The organism is Pelomonas sp. V22 (assembly GCF_030014915.1).
In the GTDB taxonomy this organism is placed as follows: Bacteria; Pseudomonadota; Gammaproteobacteria; order Burkholderiales; family Burkholderiaceae_C; genus JAUASW01.
Genome location: NZ_JAGIXS010000004.1, coordinates 63,113 through 79,229, shown reverse-complemented (window position 1 = coordinate 79,229; position 16,117 = coordinate 63,113). Strand labels below are relative to the sequence as shown.

The window sequence follows — 16,117 nt, the reverse complement described above, 5'->3', positions numbered from 1 at the left end:
CTCACTCGCTGCCCAGGCCGTAGCGCTCCATGCGCCGGTACAGCGCCTGGCGCGACAGCCCGAGCTGCTGGGCCGCACGGGCCACCACACCGCCGGCGCTGCGCAGCGCCGCGAGGATGGCCTCGCGGCCCGGCTCGTCAAGGCTGCGCGCGGCAGCGGCCGTGTTCAGCTCCAGGCCCAGGTCGGCCGGCTGGATCAGGCCATCGCGGCACAAGAGCGCCGCCCGGGCCATCACATTCTTCAGCTCGCGCACATTGCCGCTCCAGCCGTGCTGCAGCAGCAGTTCGCGGGCCGCGTCCGACAGCCGCGCCGTGCCGGCCAGGAAGTGCTCGGCCAGCGGCAGCACGTCGTCGCGCCGCTCGGCCAGCGCCGGCAGACGCAGCTCCACCACATTGAGGCGGTAGTACAGGTCTTCGCGGAAGGCGCCTTGCGCCACCATGGCCTTCAGGTCGGCGTTGGTGGCGCTGATCACGCGCACGCGGGTCTCGCGTGTCTTGCTGGAACCGAGGCGCTCGAATCGGCCGGTCTCGAGCACGCGCAGCAGCTTGACCTGACCAGCCAGTGGCAGGTTGCCGATTTCGTCCAGGAACAGCGTGCCGCCGTTGGCCGCTTCGAAGCGGCCCTCGCGCATGCGGTTGGCGCCGGTGTAGGCGCCGCTCTCGGCGCCGAACAGCTCGGCCTCGATCAGATCGGCCGGTAGCGCGCCGCAGTTGAGGGCGATGAAGGGGCCGCCGGCCACAGCCGAGTTGGCGTGCACGAGGGCGGCCACGCGTTCCTTGCCGCTGCCATTGGGGCCGGTGATCAGGACCGGCAGCGGTGCTCGCGCGACCTGGCAGGCGAGCTCCAGCGTGTTCAGCATCGCGTCTGACGCAAACACCAGGTCGTCGAGCTGGTAGCGCTGGCGCAGGCTTTCGATGCGGGCGCGGCGGGCCTGGCGGCCACGCTGCAGCTCGGCCGTCGATTCGGCCAGCTCCAGCAGGTTCTCCACCGTGGCCAGCAGCTTGGCGTCATCCCAGGGCTTGGACAGGTAGTCGGCGGCGCCCGCCTTCACCAGGGCCACGGCCTGTTCGAGCTGGGTCCAGGCCGTGAGCAGGATGACCGGCAGGTCGGGCGAGAGCGCCCGGATCTGCTGGAACAGCGACCGGCCCTCTTCGCCCGAGGTGGTGTCGGCGCTGAAGTTCATGTCCTGGATCACCAGGTCCACGGGCTTGCTGGCGAGCAGGGCGAGGCCCTGCTCCGGCGTGGCGGCGTAGTGGGCCGCGATGTCGTGCAGCGACAGCAGCAGGCTCAGTGCTTCGCCAACGCCGGGGTTGTCATCAATGATCAGGACGGTGCGCATCGGCTGCGCAGCATATCAACTGCGCAAGGCCGCCACCGGCGGCAGTGCCGCCGCCCGCCGCGCCGGCGACAGCACGGCCAGTTGGCCGAGCAGGAACAGCGTCACGGCGCCCACCGGCAGATAGAACAGCGGCAGCCGGGGCAGCTCGTAGTTCTTCATCAAGAGCACGCTGATGCCATAGGCTGCTGCCATGCCGAGCACAAGGCCGAGGCTGGTGAGCAGGAAGTTCTCGGCCTGGAAGTAGCGCAGGATCTGGCCGCGCGTGGCGCCGAGGGCGCGGCGCGTGCCAATCATGCGCGTGCGCTGCTGCACCCAGAAGCTGGCCAGGCCGACGATGCCGAAGGCCGTCACCAGCAGCAAGGCGATGCAGACCGCGCCCATCAGCCAGGCCATGTTCATGTCCTGGCGGTAGTACTTCTCGCGCAGGTCGGTGAACAGGTTTTTCTCCCGCACGACGCGGCGGGTCTGCATCTTTTCCAGCTCGCTCGCCGCGCGGTTCAGGATGGCCTGGCGCTGCCCGGGCTCGACCCGCATCAGGAAAACACCCCCACGAAAGGTCTGCCGGATCGGCTGGATCAGGGTGTACAGCTGCGCGCTGTCGGTGCCGCCGGGTTGCGGCGATACCAGGCGCTCGACCACGCCGACGATGCGCGAGGGCTGGTCGCCGCCGCCGCCATAGAGTGACTCGCCCACCGCCGACTTGCCCGGGAAAAGCTTGTCGGCCAGCGCCTGATTGATCAGCACAGCCGACACGCCGGCCTTGGCATCGTTCTCCATCTCGCTCTGGTTGCGGTACTCCTCGCCGGCGAAGTCGCGGCCGGCCACCAACTTCAGCCCCAGGGTCTGCAGCCAGCCCTCGGCCACCATGTAGTTGGCCACGCCGAGGCCCTCTTCCTGGCTGTCGGGCTTGAGGCGAATGCCGGTGGCCCAGAAGTTGTCCTTGTAGGGAATCTGGTTCACCAGGCTCACCGACTTGACGCCGGGCAGGGCACGCAGCGCCTGCAGGTCCATCCGGGTGATCGCATCTGGGTCTTGGGTGCGTGTCAGGCTGGAGACGCTGAGCGTCAGCAGCTCGTTCTCGACGATGCCGCTGGGCGCCTCCATGCGCTCGATGCGCTGGAAGATCAGGAACAGCGCATTGCAGACGATGGCGCAGGTCAGCGCCACCTGCAGCACGATCAGGCCGGCAGCCGTCTTGTGGCGCTTCAGCGTGGCGAGGATGGGCATCAGGTCCATGGCGGGCCTCTCTTATTGAGTCTTCAGTTGCAGGGCTGGCGTCACTTGCGTGGCGCGCCAGGCGGGCAGCAGGCCGGCAGCCAGGCTGGCCAGCAGGGCCAGGGCGAGCGTGGTGATCAGCATCACGGTGTCGAGTTCGATCATGCCGGCGTAGTCGGCCGAGCCGCTGCGCACGGCCCAGAGGCCGAGGCCTGTCAGCACGAGGCCGAGCAGGCCGCCGGCCAGGCCGAGGCTGCCGGCTTCGACCAGGAACTGCAGGAAGATCTGCCGGCGCGGTGCACCGAGCGCGCGCCGCACGCCGATCTCGCCCGAGCGGCGCAGGCATTTGGCCAGCAGGAGGCCCACGGTGTTGACCAGGCAGACGCTGAGGAAGCCGAAGGCCAGCCACAGTTGCAGCTTGATGTCGCTCGGCACGACCTCCCGATGGGCCAGCCAGTCCATCACCTTGTAGAAGCCGACGTTGACAGGCCGCTCGAAGCGGCCGGCCTTGCGCTGCAGCTCCGAATAGTCCTTCAGGTATTGGTGATAGGCCTTGGCCCTCTCGGGCGTGCCGAGCTCGGCCCAGTACTGGATCCAGGCGCAAGGGGCACCCACGTCGCGGCTGGTGCTGGGCGCATGCTCGCCCCAGCAGTTAAAGTTGCCCATGGAGCCGAACTTCAGGTCCATGGCCGTGCTGAAAGGCAAGTAGACGTCTTCGGCATTGCGATACGCGCCAATCGTCATGTCGTAGAAGGTGGGCACCGGGCGCCATTTGCCCAGCACGCCGATGACGGTCAGGTCCTTCTCGCGGATGCGGATGATCTTGCCTTGCGGGTTGCCGCCGCCGAACAGCTGCTCGTTGAGCTTCTCCGAGATCACGGCCACGCGGGCGGCGGCCTTGTCGTCGGCCGCGTTCCAGGCGCGGCCCAGCTTGACCGGCACCTCGAACATGGGGAAGAAGTCGGCGCTGGTGTAGCGGGCCGTGGTGAAGACCGGCTTCTGGCCATCGAGCTCCACCGCCACGCCGCCGGCTGTCATCATCACCTGACGGTCGGCACGAGCTTCGCTCAGCAGTGTCTGGGCGTCGTAGCGGGTCAGTTGCAGCGGCGGCTCATCGCCGGGCTTGTAACCCCGCAAGGCGAAGGCATCCAGCTGAATGTTGAACAGCTTGTCGCTCTTGCCCGGGATCGGGTCGCCCGAGAGCACATGGAAGACCGTCAGCGTGGTCATGCAGGCGCCCACGCCGATGGCGATGGTGAGCAGCATCAGGGCCGTGAGGCCGGGGCTGCGTCGGAAGCTGCGCAGGGCCAGTTCGAAGTAGTACTTGATCATCATCTCGTCAGTCCTTTGAATGGCTCTGTCAGTTGCCGCGCAGCGCGGCGACCGGCGGCAGGGCGGCGGCGCGGCGCGCCGGTGCGAGCACGGCGAGCTGTCCCAGCAGGTAGAGCGTCAGCGCGCCAGCTAGCAGGTAGCTCCAGGGCAGGCCGGCGATCTCGGCATTGCGCATCAGCACGGCACTGAGGGCCAACGCGCCGATCACGCCCAGAGCTATGCCGGCGCTGGAGAGCAGGAAGTTCTCGGCCTGGAAGTAGCGCAGGATCTGGCCGCGTGTGGCCCCGAGGGCGCGGCGCGTGCCGATCATGCGGGTGCGTTGCTGCACCCAGAAGCTGGCCAGGCCCACGATGCCGAGGGCCGTGACCACGAGCAGGGCCAGGCAGACACCGCCCAGCAGCCAGACCATCATGCGGTCCTGCTTGTAGTAGTCCTCGCGCATGTCGCTGAGCAGGCGCTGGCGGATGACGACGCGCTCGCTGTCCAGCTTCTCCAGCGCGGTGACGACCTTTTTCAGCATCTCCTCGCGCTGATCCGGATCCACCCGAACCACATAGCTGCCGCCGGCATAGGAGGGGCGCAGCGGCAGCAGCATGGAGACATTGCCGTCGTCGCCGGTAAAGCGGGCGGGGCTGGGCGGGCTGAGGCGCTCCAGCACGCCGACCACGGTCTGCGGTTTGTCGCCAAAGACATAGACCTGCTTGCCCACCGCCGACTGGCCAGGGAACAGGCGCTGTGCCAGCGTGCGGGTGATGATGACGGCCGTGAGATTGGGTGCATCGGTGCCGCTGTTGAAGGCGCTGTCGTTCAGCATCTCCTGCGGCTCGAAGTCACGGCCCTCGACCAGCTTCAGATCGAGGCCCTTGATCATGCCCTCGCTGCTCTCGTACTGCGAGGCTTCGATGCGCGTGGCCTGCTCGTCCTTGGAGAGGCTGACGCTGCTGCTGTTGTTGTTGCCGCCGTAGGGCACCTGGTTCGTGACCATCGCGGCGCGCACGCCGGGCAGGGCGCGCAGGGTGGCCAGGTCGCGCTGCGTGCCGGCATCGGCGTTCTCCACCTTGGTGAGGCCGCGGAAGTCCACCACCAGCAGCTCGGATTCCGGGATGCCGATGTCGTTGTTGAGCACCGCCATGCGCTGCGAAATCAGGTGCAGGGCATTGCAGACGATGGTGCAGGTCAGCGCGATCTCGAGCACGATCAGCGCAGCAGCGGTCTTGTGGCGGCGCAGCGTCGAGAGGATGGGCATCAGGTCCATGGCCGCTCCTTTTTATTGGGCTTATTGGGTCTTCAGTTGCAGGGCCGGCGTCACGCTGGCGGCACGCCAGGCGGGCAGCAGGCCTGCAGCTAAGCTGGCGATGAAGGCCAGCAGCAGCGTGAGGCCCAGCATTTCCCAGTCCATGCGGGCGAGGCTGGCGTAGTCGCTCGGCCCCAGGCGCACCAGCCACAGCCCGCCCCAGGCGAGCAAGAGGCCGAGCAGGCCGCCGGCCGTGCCCAGCACGCCGGCCTCGACCAGGAACTGCGAGAAGATCGCGCGGCGCGAGGCACCGAGGGCGCGGCGCACGCCGATCTCGCCGCTGCGGCGCAGGCACTTGGCGAGCAAGAGGCCCACGGCATTGGTCAGGCATACGAGCAGGAAGCCGAAGGCCAGCCAGACCTGCAGGCGGATGTCACCCGGCAGCACCTTGCGGTGGGCCAGCCATTCCATCACCGAGCGCAGGCGCACATTGGCGGGCCGCGCGAAGCGACCGGCCTTGCGCTGCGCCTCGGAGTACTGCATCAGGTAGTCACGGTAGCTGCTCGCGTCAGACGGGCTGGCCAGTTCGACCCAGTACTGAATCCAGTCGCAGGGCGCATTGAGCGCGAGCGGATCGCCGCCCGGCGCCTCGGCCCAGCAAGACATGTTCCCCGAGCGCGAGAAGCGTTGCTGCGCGGCGGTGGAGAAGGGCAGGTAGAGGTCGGCGGCCTTGGCGTAGTTGCCCACGTGCAGGTCGAAGAAATGCGGGGCGGGCCGCCAGGGCTTGAGCACGCCCTGGATCTGCATGGCGATGTTGCCGACCTTGAGCGTCTTGCCCACGCTGTTGGCGCCGCCGAAGAGCCGCTCGTTGAGCTCGTGCGAGATCACGACCACGCGGCCGGCGGCCGCATCGGCGGCGGCGTCCCAGCCGCTGCCGAAGGCGAACGGCGCTTCGAACATCGCAAAGAAATCGGCCGAGGTGTAGCGCGATGAAGGGAAGAAGGCCTTGCCGGTCTCCGGGCGCAGCGAGACCCGGCCACCACTCATCATCACCTGGCGCAGGCCCCGCTTGTCGCGCAGCAGGGCCTCGGCGTCGAAGCGCGAGAGCTGCAGATTGGGCTCGCCGCCCGGCTGGTAGCCGACCATGCCGCGCGCATCGAGCTGCACATTGAAGAGCCGGTCGCTCTTGCCCGGGATCGGATCGCCCGACAGCACGTGATAGACCGACAGCGTCGTCATGCAGGCGCCGATGCCGAGGCCGAGGCCCAGCACCATCAGCGCGCTCAAGGCCCGGCTGCGTTTGAAGGCGCGCAGGGCCAGGTCGAAGTAGTAGCCCAGCATCATGGTTTGGACCCTTCCGTGGCGGCGGGTTGCAGCAAGGCATTGACGGCAGCGAGCTCGGCTTCGCCCAAGGCGCCGGCGGCCTGGCGCAGGAACAGCGTGGCCAGCACATAGCGATGGCGGGCCTGGGCCTGCGCCATCTGCGCCTGGGCCTGGACCTGGATGGCGAGCAGCAGGTCGGTCATCGTGCGTGTGCCGAGTTGCTGGCCGGCGCGCGTGGAGTCGAGCGAGCGGTCGGCGGCCGCTACGGCGGCCGTGCTTGAGCGCACCAGCTCCAGCCCGGCCAGCACGGCCTGGTACTGGGCCTGTGTTTCGCGCACCAGGGCCCGGCGGTCGATCTCGAGCTGCTCGCGCTGGTTGTCGCGCTGGTACATGGCCTGGCGCTTGCTGGACTCGGTGGCGCCGCCAGCGAACAACGGGATCGTGAGGCGTACGGCAACCTGGTGCTGGGTGCGGCCGATGTCCTGCGGCGCCACGGCGCTGCCGCCGCTGCGGCGGTCGCTGTCCACGCCCACGCTCAGCGTCGGCAGGTGGGCATTGCGCGCCGCATCGACGCGGTACTCGCTGCCCTGCAGCTGCGACTTGCCGGCGATCAGTTCGGGATTGCCCGCCAGTGCGCGTGCGACCCAGGCGGCCGGATCGGCGGGCTCGGGCGGCATCACGTCGAGCTGGACGATCAAGGGGCGCAGCTCGCCGGGCATGCGGCCGGTGATCTCGGCCAGCGCTTCCTTGGCATCGAGCAGGTTCTGCCGGGCCTGGACCGTGGTGCCGCGTGACAGCTCATGGAAGGTGCGCGCCTGCTCCACGTCGATCTGGGCCGACAGGCCGGTCTCGAAGCGGATCTTGGCTTGCGCGACCTGGGTGGCGAAGGCGCCTTCATTCGCCGCAGCCGTGGCCAAGGAGGCCTGGGCCGAGAGCACGCCGAAATAGGCCTGCGCCACGCGCGCGCAGAGCTGCTGCTCGGCGGCGCGCCAGCGTGCGTCTTCGGCGCTCAGCTCGGCCTGCGCGGCATCGAGCCGCTTCCATTGGCTCAGGTCGATGAGGGTCTGGCTGATGCTGCTCGTGAGGCCGCGGCTCGTTGCACCGCCCGGCTGCGCGTGGCTGTCGCCATAGCCGGCGGTCCAGCTCGGCAGCAGGCCGGCGCGGGCTTGGACGGCCAGCTCCTGCTGGAGGCCTCGGCGGGCACTGGCTTGCGCGAGGCGCGGGTCGGCGGCGCGGGCCTGGGCATAGACCTCCAGCAGGTCTTCGGCCTTTGCCGGCAGGGCGAACAGGCAGGCGAGGGCGAGCAGCGTGGGACGGAGCAGTGACGGCATGGTCAGAGGCAATGGAAAAGTCGGGCTTCAGGCCACCGCTTGCTGGTGGGTGTCGCGCATCGCGCGCTCGAGCTGCAGGTCGGCGGTCATGTCGACCACCTGGCCGTCCATCACATGCACATTGCGCTGGGCGCGGGCGGCGAGCTGCATGTCGTGGGTCACCATCACGATGGTGGCGCCGTCGCGGTGCAGCTCTTCCAGCAGGTCCATCACGCTGCGGGCCATCTGGCTGTCGAGGTTGCCGGTCGGCTCGTCGGCGAGCAGGAGGCGCGGCTCACCAGCCAGCGCGCGGGCGATGGCCACGCGCTGCTGCTGGCCGCCCGAGAGCTCGGCCGGGTAATGCTTCTCGCGTGCCGACAGGCCCACGCGGGCCAGGGCCTCGCGGGCGCGGCGGCGGCGCTCGTCGCCCTTCATGCCGCGATAGCGCAGCGGCACCTCGATGTTGTCCAGCACGTTCAGGTCGGGGATCAGGTTGAAGGCCTGGAAGATGAAGCCGATCTTCTGGTTGCGCAGCTTGCTGCGCTGGTCGTCGTTCATGCGGCTGACGTCCACGCCATCGAGCAGGTAGCTGCCGCCGGTGAAGGCTTCCAGCAGGCCAGCGATGGTGAGGAAGGTGGTCTTGCCCGAGCCCGAGGGGCCGGTCACGGCGACGAACTCGCCTTCCTTCACCTCGAGGTTGAAGTCGCGCAGCGCGTGGGTCTCGACCATCTCGGTGCGGTAGACCTTGGAGAGGGATTGCATCTTCAGCATGGTGTTTCCTTGACGGGATGGATTGACTTAGCGACTGAGGGTGACGCGCTCGGCGCCCTTGAAGAATTCGGTGCCCGAGATGACGACGGTCTCGCCGGGCTTCAGGCCTTCCAGCACCTCGACTTGCGAGAGGCTTTGTGCGCCGAGGCGGATGGGGCGGCGCACGGCCTGGCCGTCCTGCACCACGTAGGCGATGCGGCCGCCGCCTTCGTCGACGAAGGCGCCGCGGGCCACCTGCAGCACGTTCTCGCGGTGGTCCAGCAGCACGCGCACCGAGAGGCGCTGGTTCTGGCGCAGCTGGGCCGGCTGTTCGCCCTCGAAGCGCAGGCGGGCAGAGACTTCGTTGTTGACGACCTCGGGCGAGATCGAGCTGACGCGGCCCTTCCAGGTCTTGCCATTGCCCGAGATCTCGCCCGGCATGCCGGCCTGCAGCTCGCGGGCAAAGCTCTCGGCCACCTGCATCTGCACTTCGAGGGCGCTGAGGTCGATCACCGTCAAGAGCTTGGCGTCCTTGGCCACGCTCATGCGGTCGGTGATGAAGAGCTGGCCCACCTGGCCGTCGACCGGCGAGCGCACCGACAGCTCGTCCTGCTGGCGCTGCAGGTCGGCCACCACGAGCTGCTGCCGTTCATAGGCCTGGCGCTTGGCGGCGAGCTCGAACTTGAGCGCATCGTCCTTCAGCGTCAGCAGCTCACGGGCTTGCTTGAGGGCGATGTCGGCGCGGGCCACGGCGTCACGGGCCAGGTCGACCTGCATGCCGGCCGTGGCACCGGCGGCATAGGCTTGGGTCTGGCGCTGCAGGTCGTTCTGCGCGGTCTTCTGGGCGATGGTGGCGGTCTCGAGGCCGCTGGCCGCTTGCGCGCGCTGCTGGCGGGCGTCGGCTTCGGCGCGCAGCCATTCGCTCTTCAGCGCGTCGCCGTTCGATCGTTCCTGGTTCAGCTTGGCCAGCAGGTCGGGGCTCTGCAGGCTGAGCAAGACCTGACCCTTGGTGACGGCATCGCCGGCCTGGATCTTCAAGGTCACGGTGCCCGCGTTGCCGGCGTAGAGCGTGGGGCTGTTGGCGGCGACCACCTTGCCCTCGCCGGCCACGTCGCGGGTCAGCGGCCCGACCAGCACCTGGGCCAGTGCCAGGCGCGAGGCCTGGACCGAGGTGTCGGAAGCCAGCATGCGCTTGGCGGCCGGGGCGAGGAAGAAGAGGGCGGCCAGGGCTGCAAGCCCGGCGCCTATCCAGACGATGCGGCGCTTGGCAAAGCTCGGCTGCTGGAGCAACTGGTCGGTGGCGGAGGTGTCTCGAATCGTCATGGCTGTCCGTGGGGAAGTCGGAGCAGCTTTTGCAAGCGCCGTGCCATGGGTGCTTGCCGGCTGCAGCCCAATGGAATCAAGGGCTTGCAGCTCGAGGTGGCGATCGGACAGTGTCCGCGGACGCTTTTCGGACGTTTTGGCGGACGCTCTACCGGACGATCCTGCTGACGTTTGGCATGGGTGGTGCGCCGAGGGAACTCAGGGCGATCAGGGCGATCAGGGCAATCAAGGCGCCAGCAAGGCCGGCAGCAACTGCTTGGCCAGCAGGTCCATGGTCAGCTTGGGTGCGTTGCGGACCTGGAAGTTGCTGCTGGTGATCACGATCACCAGGTCCAGCTCCGGAATGATCTGCACGGTGTTGCCGCCCGCGCCATTCATGGCCCAGGTGCTGATGCGGCGCTCGCCGACCTGGAACTGCTGGCCCCAGAACAGGTAGCCGTAGTCGGTGCCGTCTTCCATGCGAGCCTGCGGGCGTAGCGAGGCGGCCACCCAGGCGGCGGGCATCACCTGCTTGCCCTGCCAGCGGCCGCCGTCGCGGTAGAGCTGGCCGAGCTTGAGCAGGTCCAGGCTGCGCAGGCCGAGGCCGCCGCCGGTCTGCGGAATCGGCGGGCCACTTTGCTGTGGCACGGCCGGCAGGAACTGCCATTCGGCGCCGGTGATGCCCAGGGGCTCGAACAGCCGCCGCTGCGCGTACTGCGCCAGCGGCTCGCGCACCGCGCCGGCCAGCGCGGCGCCGACGGTGGTCACGCCGGCTGTGCAGTAGCTGAAGGCGCGGCCATGGGGCGAGTCCTTGGGCGGCGTGGCCCAGGCCGGGAAGCCGCGCATCGGCAGCTCCCAGAAGAAGCCCACCCAGTCCTCGACCAGGTACATGCGCTCCTCGTTGCCGCGCGACCATTCGTTCCAGTCATTGCACTCCAGCGGCCCGCTCATGGTGATCAGGTCCTCGAAGCTGATGGCGGCCTTGCGCGCCTCGCGGCGGCCCTGCTCGGCCTGGCGCGGTAGGTGGGCCAGCACGGGGTCCTTGACGCTGGCCACATGGCCGTCGGCAATGGCCAGACCGAGCAACATGCCGGCCACCGACTTGGTGGCCGAACGGGTGTTGCGGCGGATCTCGCGGCGGTCCTGGCCGTCCTTCCCGTCCTTTGCCTCCTTGTCGTAGTAGGCCTCGAAGATCAGCTGGTCCTTGCGGGCGATCACGATGCTGGTGATGGCCTGGAACTGGCCAGCGCGCACGGCTGCATCGGCGGTCTGCAGGGTTGGTGTCTGAGCGGAGGCGCCCAGGCTGAACAACAGGCTGAACAACGGCAAGGACAGGGCGGTCAGGGCTTGTTTTCTCACGCAGGGGCTCCGGGGCAATCATTCGGGACGCCAGACTAGCAAGTGAGGCCCGGGCCTGGCTTGTACGCAAGCAACCTCGTGGCCAGACGCTCCGGGGCTTGCTTTTGGGCCAGGTGCGCCTGGGTGGCACACTGGCCCGCATGCCTCTGTCCCGCCCCATCGGCCATCGGCTGCACGAGCAGCACGCCAGCGACCTGGCGCTGAGCCGCTGCGTGCCCACGCTGGCTGCCCATGAGGTGCCCGAGCACTGCCATGTGGAGCCGCAGTTCGTGCTGGTGGAGCGCGGCCGCTACGCCAGTGCCGCCCAGGGGGCGACCGAGGACGGCGCGCCGCTCTTGGTGTTCAACCCGCCGGGCACGGTGCATGCCGATTGCTTTGCCGCCTCGCAGACGCTCGGAGAGGCGCGCTTCGTTTCGCTCGACCTGGGCTTCGGCCTTTGGGGCCGGCTCAGCCAGTCCCTGGTCCTGCCGCCGGAACCGCTGGCCCTGGGCGGCGCCGTGGCGCAGCGGATGCTTGGGCAGGCGCTTGCGCTGGCGGGCAGCACGGATTGCACACCGCTGGACCTCGACGGCTTGGTGGCGGAGCTGACGGCCGAGGTGGCCGGCGACTTCGAGCGTCGGCAGGGCCGGCCTCCGCGTTGGCTGCTGCAGTGCCGCGATGCCCTGCGCGACGATGCGCTCTACACCGTCGGCCGGTCCGGCCTGTGCCAGCTGGCCGGTGAACTGGGCGTGCATCCGGTCTACCTGGCGCGGGCGTTCCGGCGCCATTTCCGCTGCTCGCCGGGCGAGTTCGCGCGCAGCAGCCGCCTGCACCGGGCGGCCGCACTGCTGTCGCGCAGCCGGCGCAGCCTGGTCGATGTGGCCCTGGATTGCGGCTTCTTCGACCAGGCGCATCTGGCACGCAGCTTCCGCGCCGGATTCGGGATGACGCCGGGCGACTACCGACTGCGCGCCGGAGGCAGCTCGCGCTAGCGCAGGCCGCTGATAGCACCGCCGCTTGGCGTACGCACGACCGGGCAATTGACCACGATGCCCGTGTGGCGCAGCTCGACCTGGCCGGCCTGCTCGGCGGCCAGCAGGGCTTCCTCAGAGCGCAGCTGGCGCGGCGTGCTGCCCGGCTTCCAGCGCACCTCCACCAGAGCCCACAGCGGGCTGTAGCTGGCATCCGCATTGGCACCGCCCACCGGTCTTGGCACCGACGGGAAGATGCTCAGCTGCTCGCCATCGGCGAACTTGTAGACCCGCTCGACCGGCGTGCGCGGCCGGCCGGGCGTGGCTGGCGCCAGTGCCTGGGCCAGCGCCGGCACATGGTTGACGCCCAGCGCGCGGGCCATGGCGGCATCGGAGATGTCGGTGGTGATGTAGTCGACCTGCTGGCCTTCGAACCAGGCGTGCTGCAAGGGCAGGCCGACGTGGGTGGGAGCGCTGGTGCAGGCGGCCAGTGCAAGCAGAGACAACGCGGCCAGCGGCCGGAGGATGAAGACGGTCATGGCGCTCTGTCGTGCCGGAGCCGTCCGACCTTACAGCTCAGGCCAGCAGCGTCAGCAGCAAGGCGGCGCCCACGGCCAGCACGGCCACCGCCAGCGTGCTGAGCAGCGGGGCGGCGCGGCGTAGCGAAGGGGTGAGGGCGAGGTGCATGGCGAGCAATGCAGCGGAAGGGGATGGCCTGATTCTGATCAGCCCCGCCGCTGCCCGCCATTGCTGCCTCGTAAAGAATCGTTCCTAGGGGGGATATGGGAACCGATTCAGGGCGCGGCGGCCTGGAAGTGCTCCACCTTGGGCGGCTCGGCGAAGAAAGGCCCCACGATGGCGCGCCACTGCCCGAACAAGGGGCCGCCGCGGAAGTCCACGGTGTGGTTCTCCAGCGTCGCCCAGTCGATCAGGAGGATGAAGCGCTCCGGCGATTCGATGCCGCGCTGCAGTTGGTAGCGCAGAAAACCGGGGCATTGCGAGATCACCGTGGCCACGCCGTGGTGAATGGCGGCTTCGAAGGCAGCCTGCTGGCCGGGGGCGATGCGGATGTCGGCGACTTCGAGAATCATGGCGGTCTGCAAAGGGTGATGAGAGGGCGAATGCTAGCGCCTGGCACCTCGGCGACGCAGCGATTGACGCTCGCCTTGGCTCGGCGCATCCTGGCCTGACTTCCGCCGCTTCCAAGGAGCGCGTCATGAGCCACTTCCTGCGCATGAGCCTGGCCTGCCTCGTCCTGTTGCTGCCGGACCCGGGCCTGGCCGCCGGTAGCGGGGTCTTCGTCAACGGCAGCGAGCTCAAGCCCGAAACCTTTCGGTCGCTGCAGCAGGCCTATCCCGTGCCCATCGCCGCCGGCCGCTACTGGTACGACGCCGTCTCCGGCGCCTGGGGCCTGGAGGGTCAGCCCATCGCCGGCCAGATGATGGCCGGCCTGGTGCTCGGCGGTCCGCTGAAGGCCGATGCCTCCAAGGGCACCTCGGGCGTCTTCCTGAACAGCCGCCAGCTGACCGTCGGCGAGAAGGCCTACATCGAGCTGCTGTGCCAGACGCCCGTGCTGCCCGCCCGCTACTGGGTGGCGGCCAATGGCATGGGTGGTTACGAGGGCAGCCCGGCTTCGTTCAACCTGGCGCAATGTCCGGGATTCACCCGCGACAGCGGCGGTGCCCGTTCCAGCTCACGCACCTACTGCGATGGCAGCGGCAACTGCACCAGCACTGGCGTGCTGGGCTATATCTCGACCAGCCGCTAACCAGCCGCTAACCAGCCGCTGAAATCCGGCCCGGCCGCCCCGGGCATTCACCAAGTCACAATGCGCGCCGAATCCCGATGATGCGGGACGCGGCCGCCTGCCCCTGTCGGCGGCCTCCCAAGACCAACCTTCAGCCAAGGCCGGAACGTGACCACAAGCCACACCATGCCCGATCGCGCCAGTGAACTGACCCTCCGCGGTCTGATCCTGGGCATCGTCATCACCCTCGTCTTCACCGCTGCCAACGTCTATTTCGGCCTCAAGGCCGGCCTGACCTTCGCGACCTCCATCCCGGCCGCTGTCATCTCGATGGCCCTGCTGCGCAAGTTCTCGCAGACCACCATCGGCGAGAACAACATCGTGCAGACGGTGGCCTCGTCGGCCGGCGCGATCTCCTCGGTGATCTTCGTGCTGCCCGGCCTGATCATGGTCGGCTGGTGGAACGGCTTCCCGTACTGGACCACGATGCTGATCTGCGCCCTCGGCGGCGTGCTCGGCGTGATGTATTCGATCCCGCTGCGCCGCGCCCTTGTGACCGACTCCGACCTGCCCTATCCGGAAGGCGTGGCCTGTGCCGAGGTGCTCAAGGTCGGCTTCCAGGAGGCCGATGCCGGCCAGGCTGCGGAAGAGAACCGCAAGGGCCTGATGGCCATTCTTGCGGGTGCCGCCGTGTCGGCCGGCTTCAGCGTGGTGGTGGCCACCCAGGTCTTCGCTGGCGAGGTGCAGCGCTTCTTCCGCCTCGGTGAAGGCGGCAAGGGCGGCGCCACCGGCTACACCTTCGCGCTGTCGTTCGCCCTGCTGGCCGTGGGCCATCTGGTGGGCCTGTGGGTGGGCATTGCCTCGCTGCTGGGCGCCGCCATTGCCTGGGTCGTGGCCGTGCCTTACATGAGCGCACTGCATGACGTCGCCACGAATGGCGCCATCACCGACGCCACCGCCCTGGCCAAGACCGTGTGGAGCAAGCAGGTGCGCTTCATCGGTGCCGGCGCCATCGGCGTGGCCGCGATCTGGACCCTGATCAAGCTGGTCAAGCCGGTCACCTCCGGCCTGCGCTCGGCCATGGCCGCTTCGCGCAAGCGCAAGGCGGGCCAGGGCGCCAGCCTGCCGCGTACCGAGCAGGACATCCCCATCGGCTGGGTGGCCGGCATCACGGCCGTCTCCCTGGTGCCCATCGGCTTCATCCTGGCCCAGTTCGCGCAAGGCGCTGGCCTGGCCGACCAGATCGGCCTGCTGGTCGTCGGCGGCGTTGCCTATGTGGCGCTGATGAGCTTCTTCGTGTCGGCCGTCTGCGGCTACATGGCCGGCCTGGTCGGCTCTTCGAACAGCCCGCTGTCGGGCGTGGGCATCCTCGTGGTCATCGGCATCGCGCTGCTGCTGGTCGCGGTGGTCAAGCCGCTGGTGCCGGCCTCGCTGCATCCGGCCCTGGTGGCCTTTGCGCTGTTCGTCACCGCCGTCGTCATCGCCGTGGCCGTGATCGCCAACGACAACATGCAGGACCTGAAGACCGGCCAGCTGGTGGACGCCACGCCCTGGCGCCAGCAGGTGGCCCTGGTGATCGGTGTGGTCGCTGGTGCCGTGGTGATCCCGCCGGTGCTGGACCTCCTGAACCAGGCCTATGGCTTCACCGGCGCCCCGGGTGCCGACCCGGCCAAGGCCCTCGCAGCCCCGCAAGCTGCACTGATCTCGGCCCTGGCCAAGGGCGTGATCCAGGGCGACCTGAACTGGAACCTGATCGGTATCGGCGCCGGCATCGGCGTGGTGATGATCGTGATCGACGCCTTCCTGCGCAAGAACGTCAAGGGCGCCAGCATGCCGCCGCTGGCCGTGGGCCTCGGCATCTACCTGCCGACCTCGACGACGCTGATGATCAGCATCGGTGCCATCGTCGGCCATCTGTACGAGCGCCGTGCCGAGCGCGCCGCCAAGCCCGAGCATGCCAAGCAGCTGGGCGTGCTGCTGGCCTCCGGCATGATCGTCGGCGAAGGCCTGCTCGGCGTGATCATCGCGGCCCTGGTGGTGTTCTCGGGCAAGGACTTCCCGCTGGGCCTGGTCAGCGGCGAGTTCGCCGAGCACCAGGGTGTTTGGCTGGGGGGCGTGGGCTTCGCGGCTGTGGTCTTCGTGGTCTACCGCTGGATCCTGAAGCAGGGCGAGGCCAGCAAGGGCTGACCCTCTGTGACCAACGGGACGCCACGGCGTTCCGGCTAGGCTGCGTCGCTGGTTGGCCATTGCAAGGAG

General features: G+C 68.8%; 14 protein-coding genes. 3 read left to right on the top strand and 11 right to left on the bottom strand.

Translation table 11 applies throughout. The features are described from left to right. Position 1: 1 nt before the first annotated feature. The 9 genes from J7U46_RS14615 to J7U46_RS14575 form a co-directional block, all read right to left on the bottom strand. Positions 2-1,339: a sigma-54 dependent transcriptional regulator gene (locus J7U46_RS14615; RefSeq protein WP_282827055.1), complete on the bottom strand. Its 1,338-nt coding sequence runs from the start codon at positions 1,337-1,339 to the stop codon at positions 2-4. A 15-nt stretch (positions 1,340-1,354) separates the two neighbouring features. Continuing rightward, complete coding sequence (locus J7U46_RS14610; RefSeq protein ID WP_282827053.1) at positions 1,355-2,575, bottom strand: FtsX-like permease family protein; 1,221 nt, start codon at positions 2,573-2,575, stop codon at positions 1,355-1,357. Positions 2,576-2,587: 12 nt separating this feature from the next. Next, a complete protein-coding gene (locus J7U46_RS14605) occupies positions 2,588-3,889 on the bottom strand; it encodes an ABC transporter permease (protein WP_282827051.1) in 1,302 nt (433 codons plus the stop codon). 25 nt (positions 3,890-3,914) lie between these two features. Next, entirely contained in the window at positions 3,915-5,141 is a 1,227-nt protein-coding gene (locus tag J7U46_RS14600) for an FtsX-like permease family protein (protein WP_282827049.1), read from the bottom strand. Positions 5,142-5,162: 21 nt separating this feature from the next. Then, positions 5,163-6,464 (bottom strand): ABC transporter permease, encoded by a 1,302-nt coding sequence (locus J7U46_RS14595; RefSeq protein ID WP_282827047.1) that lies wholly within the window; start codon positions 6,462-6,464, stop codon positions 5,163-5,165. Further along, a complete protein-coding gene (locus J7U46_RS14590) occupies positions 6,461-7,774 on the bottom strand; it encodes a TolC family outer membrane protein (protein WP_282827045.1) in 1,314 nt (437 codons plus the stop codon). The genes J7U46_RS14595 and J7U46_RS14590 overlap by 4 nt, the downstream gene beginning before the upstream one ends. 27 nt (positions 7,775-7,801) lie before the next feature. After that, positions 7,802-8,524 (bottom strand): ABC transporter ATP-binding protein, encoded by a 723-nt coding sequence (locus tag J7U46_RS14585; RefSeq protein ID WP_282827043.1) that lies wholly within the window; start codon positions 8,522-8,524, stop codon positions 7,802-7,804. A 27-nt stretch (positions 8,525-8,551) separates the two neighbouring features. Further along, positions 8,552-9,826, bottom strand: a complete 1,275-nt coding sequence (locus tag J7U46_RS14580) for an efflux RND transporter periplasmic adaptor subunit (protein WP_282827041.1) — start codon at positions 9,824-9,826, stop codon at positions 8,552-8,554. Between the two features lie 225 nt (positions 9,827-10,051). Beyond that, positions 10,052-11,164, bottom strand: a complete 1,113-nt coding sequence (locus J7U46_RS14575) for a serine hydrolase (protein ID WP_282827040.1) — start codon at positions 11,162-11,164, stop codon at positions 10,052-10,054. A 140-nt stretch (positions 11,165-11,304) separates the two neighbouring features. On the opposite strand from J7U46_RS14575, the gene J7U46_RS14570 reads away from it, so the two are divergent. Next, the gene (locus J7U46_RS14570; RefSeq protein ID WP_282827039.1) at positions 11,305-12,135 is read left to right on the top strand and encodes an AraC family transcriptional regulator; all 831 of its coding nucleotides are present in this window, start codon (positions 11,305-11,307) and stop codon (positions 12,133-12,135) included. On the opposite strand, the gene J7U46_RS14565 is transcribed toward J7U46_RS14570, so the two are convergent. Beyond that, positions 12,132-12,653: a hypothetical protein gene (locus tag J7U46_RS14565; protein WP_282827038.1), complete on the bottom strand. Its 522-nt coding sequence runs from the start codon at positions 12,651-12,653 to the stop codon at positions 12,132-12,134. The two genes, J7U46_RS14570 and J7U46_RS14565, sit on opposite strands and share 4 nt — an antisense overlap. Before the next feature lie 255 nt (positions 12,654-12,908). After that, positions 12,909-13,205 carry an antibiotic biosynthesis monooxygenase family protein gene (locus J7U46_RS14560; protein ID WP_282827037.1) on the bottom strand — a complete coding sequence of 99 codons (297 nt, stop codon included), beginning with the start codon at positions 13,203-13,205 and terminating at the stop codon, positions 12,909-12,911. A gap of 125 nt (positions 13,206-13,330) precedes the next feature. Between J7U46_RS14560 and J7U46_RS14555 the strand changes: the two genes are divergently transcribed. After that, on the top strand, positions 13,331-13,882 hold the full coding sequence (locus J7U46_RS14555; protein ID WP_282827035.1) for a hypothetical protein: 552 nt from the start codon (positions 13,331-13,333) through the stop codon (positions 13,880-13,882). A 165-nt stretch (positions 13,883-14,047) separates the two neighbouring features. Continuing rightward, positions 14,048-16,048, top strand: coding sequence for an oligopeptide transporter, OPT family (locus J7U46_RS14550; protein ID WP_282827034.1), 2,001 nt, complete (start codon positions 14,048-14,050; stop codon positions 16,046-16,048). Positions 16,049-16,117 lie beyond the last annotated feature (69 nt).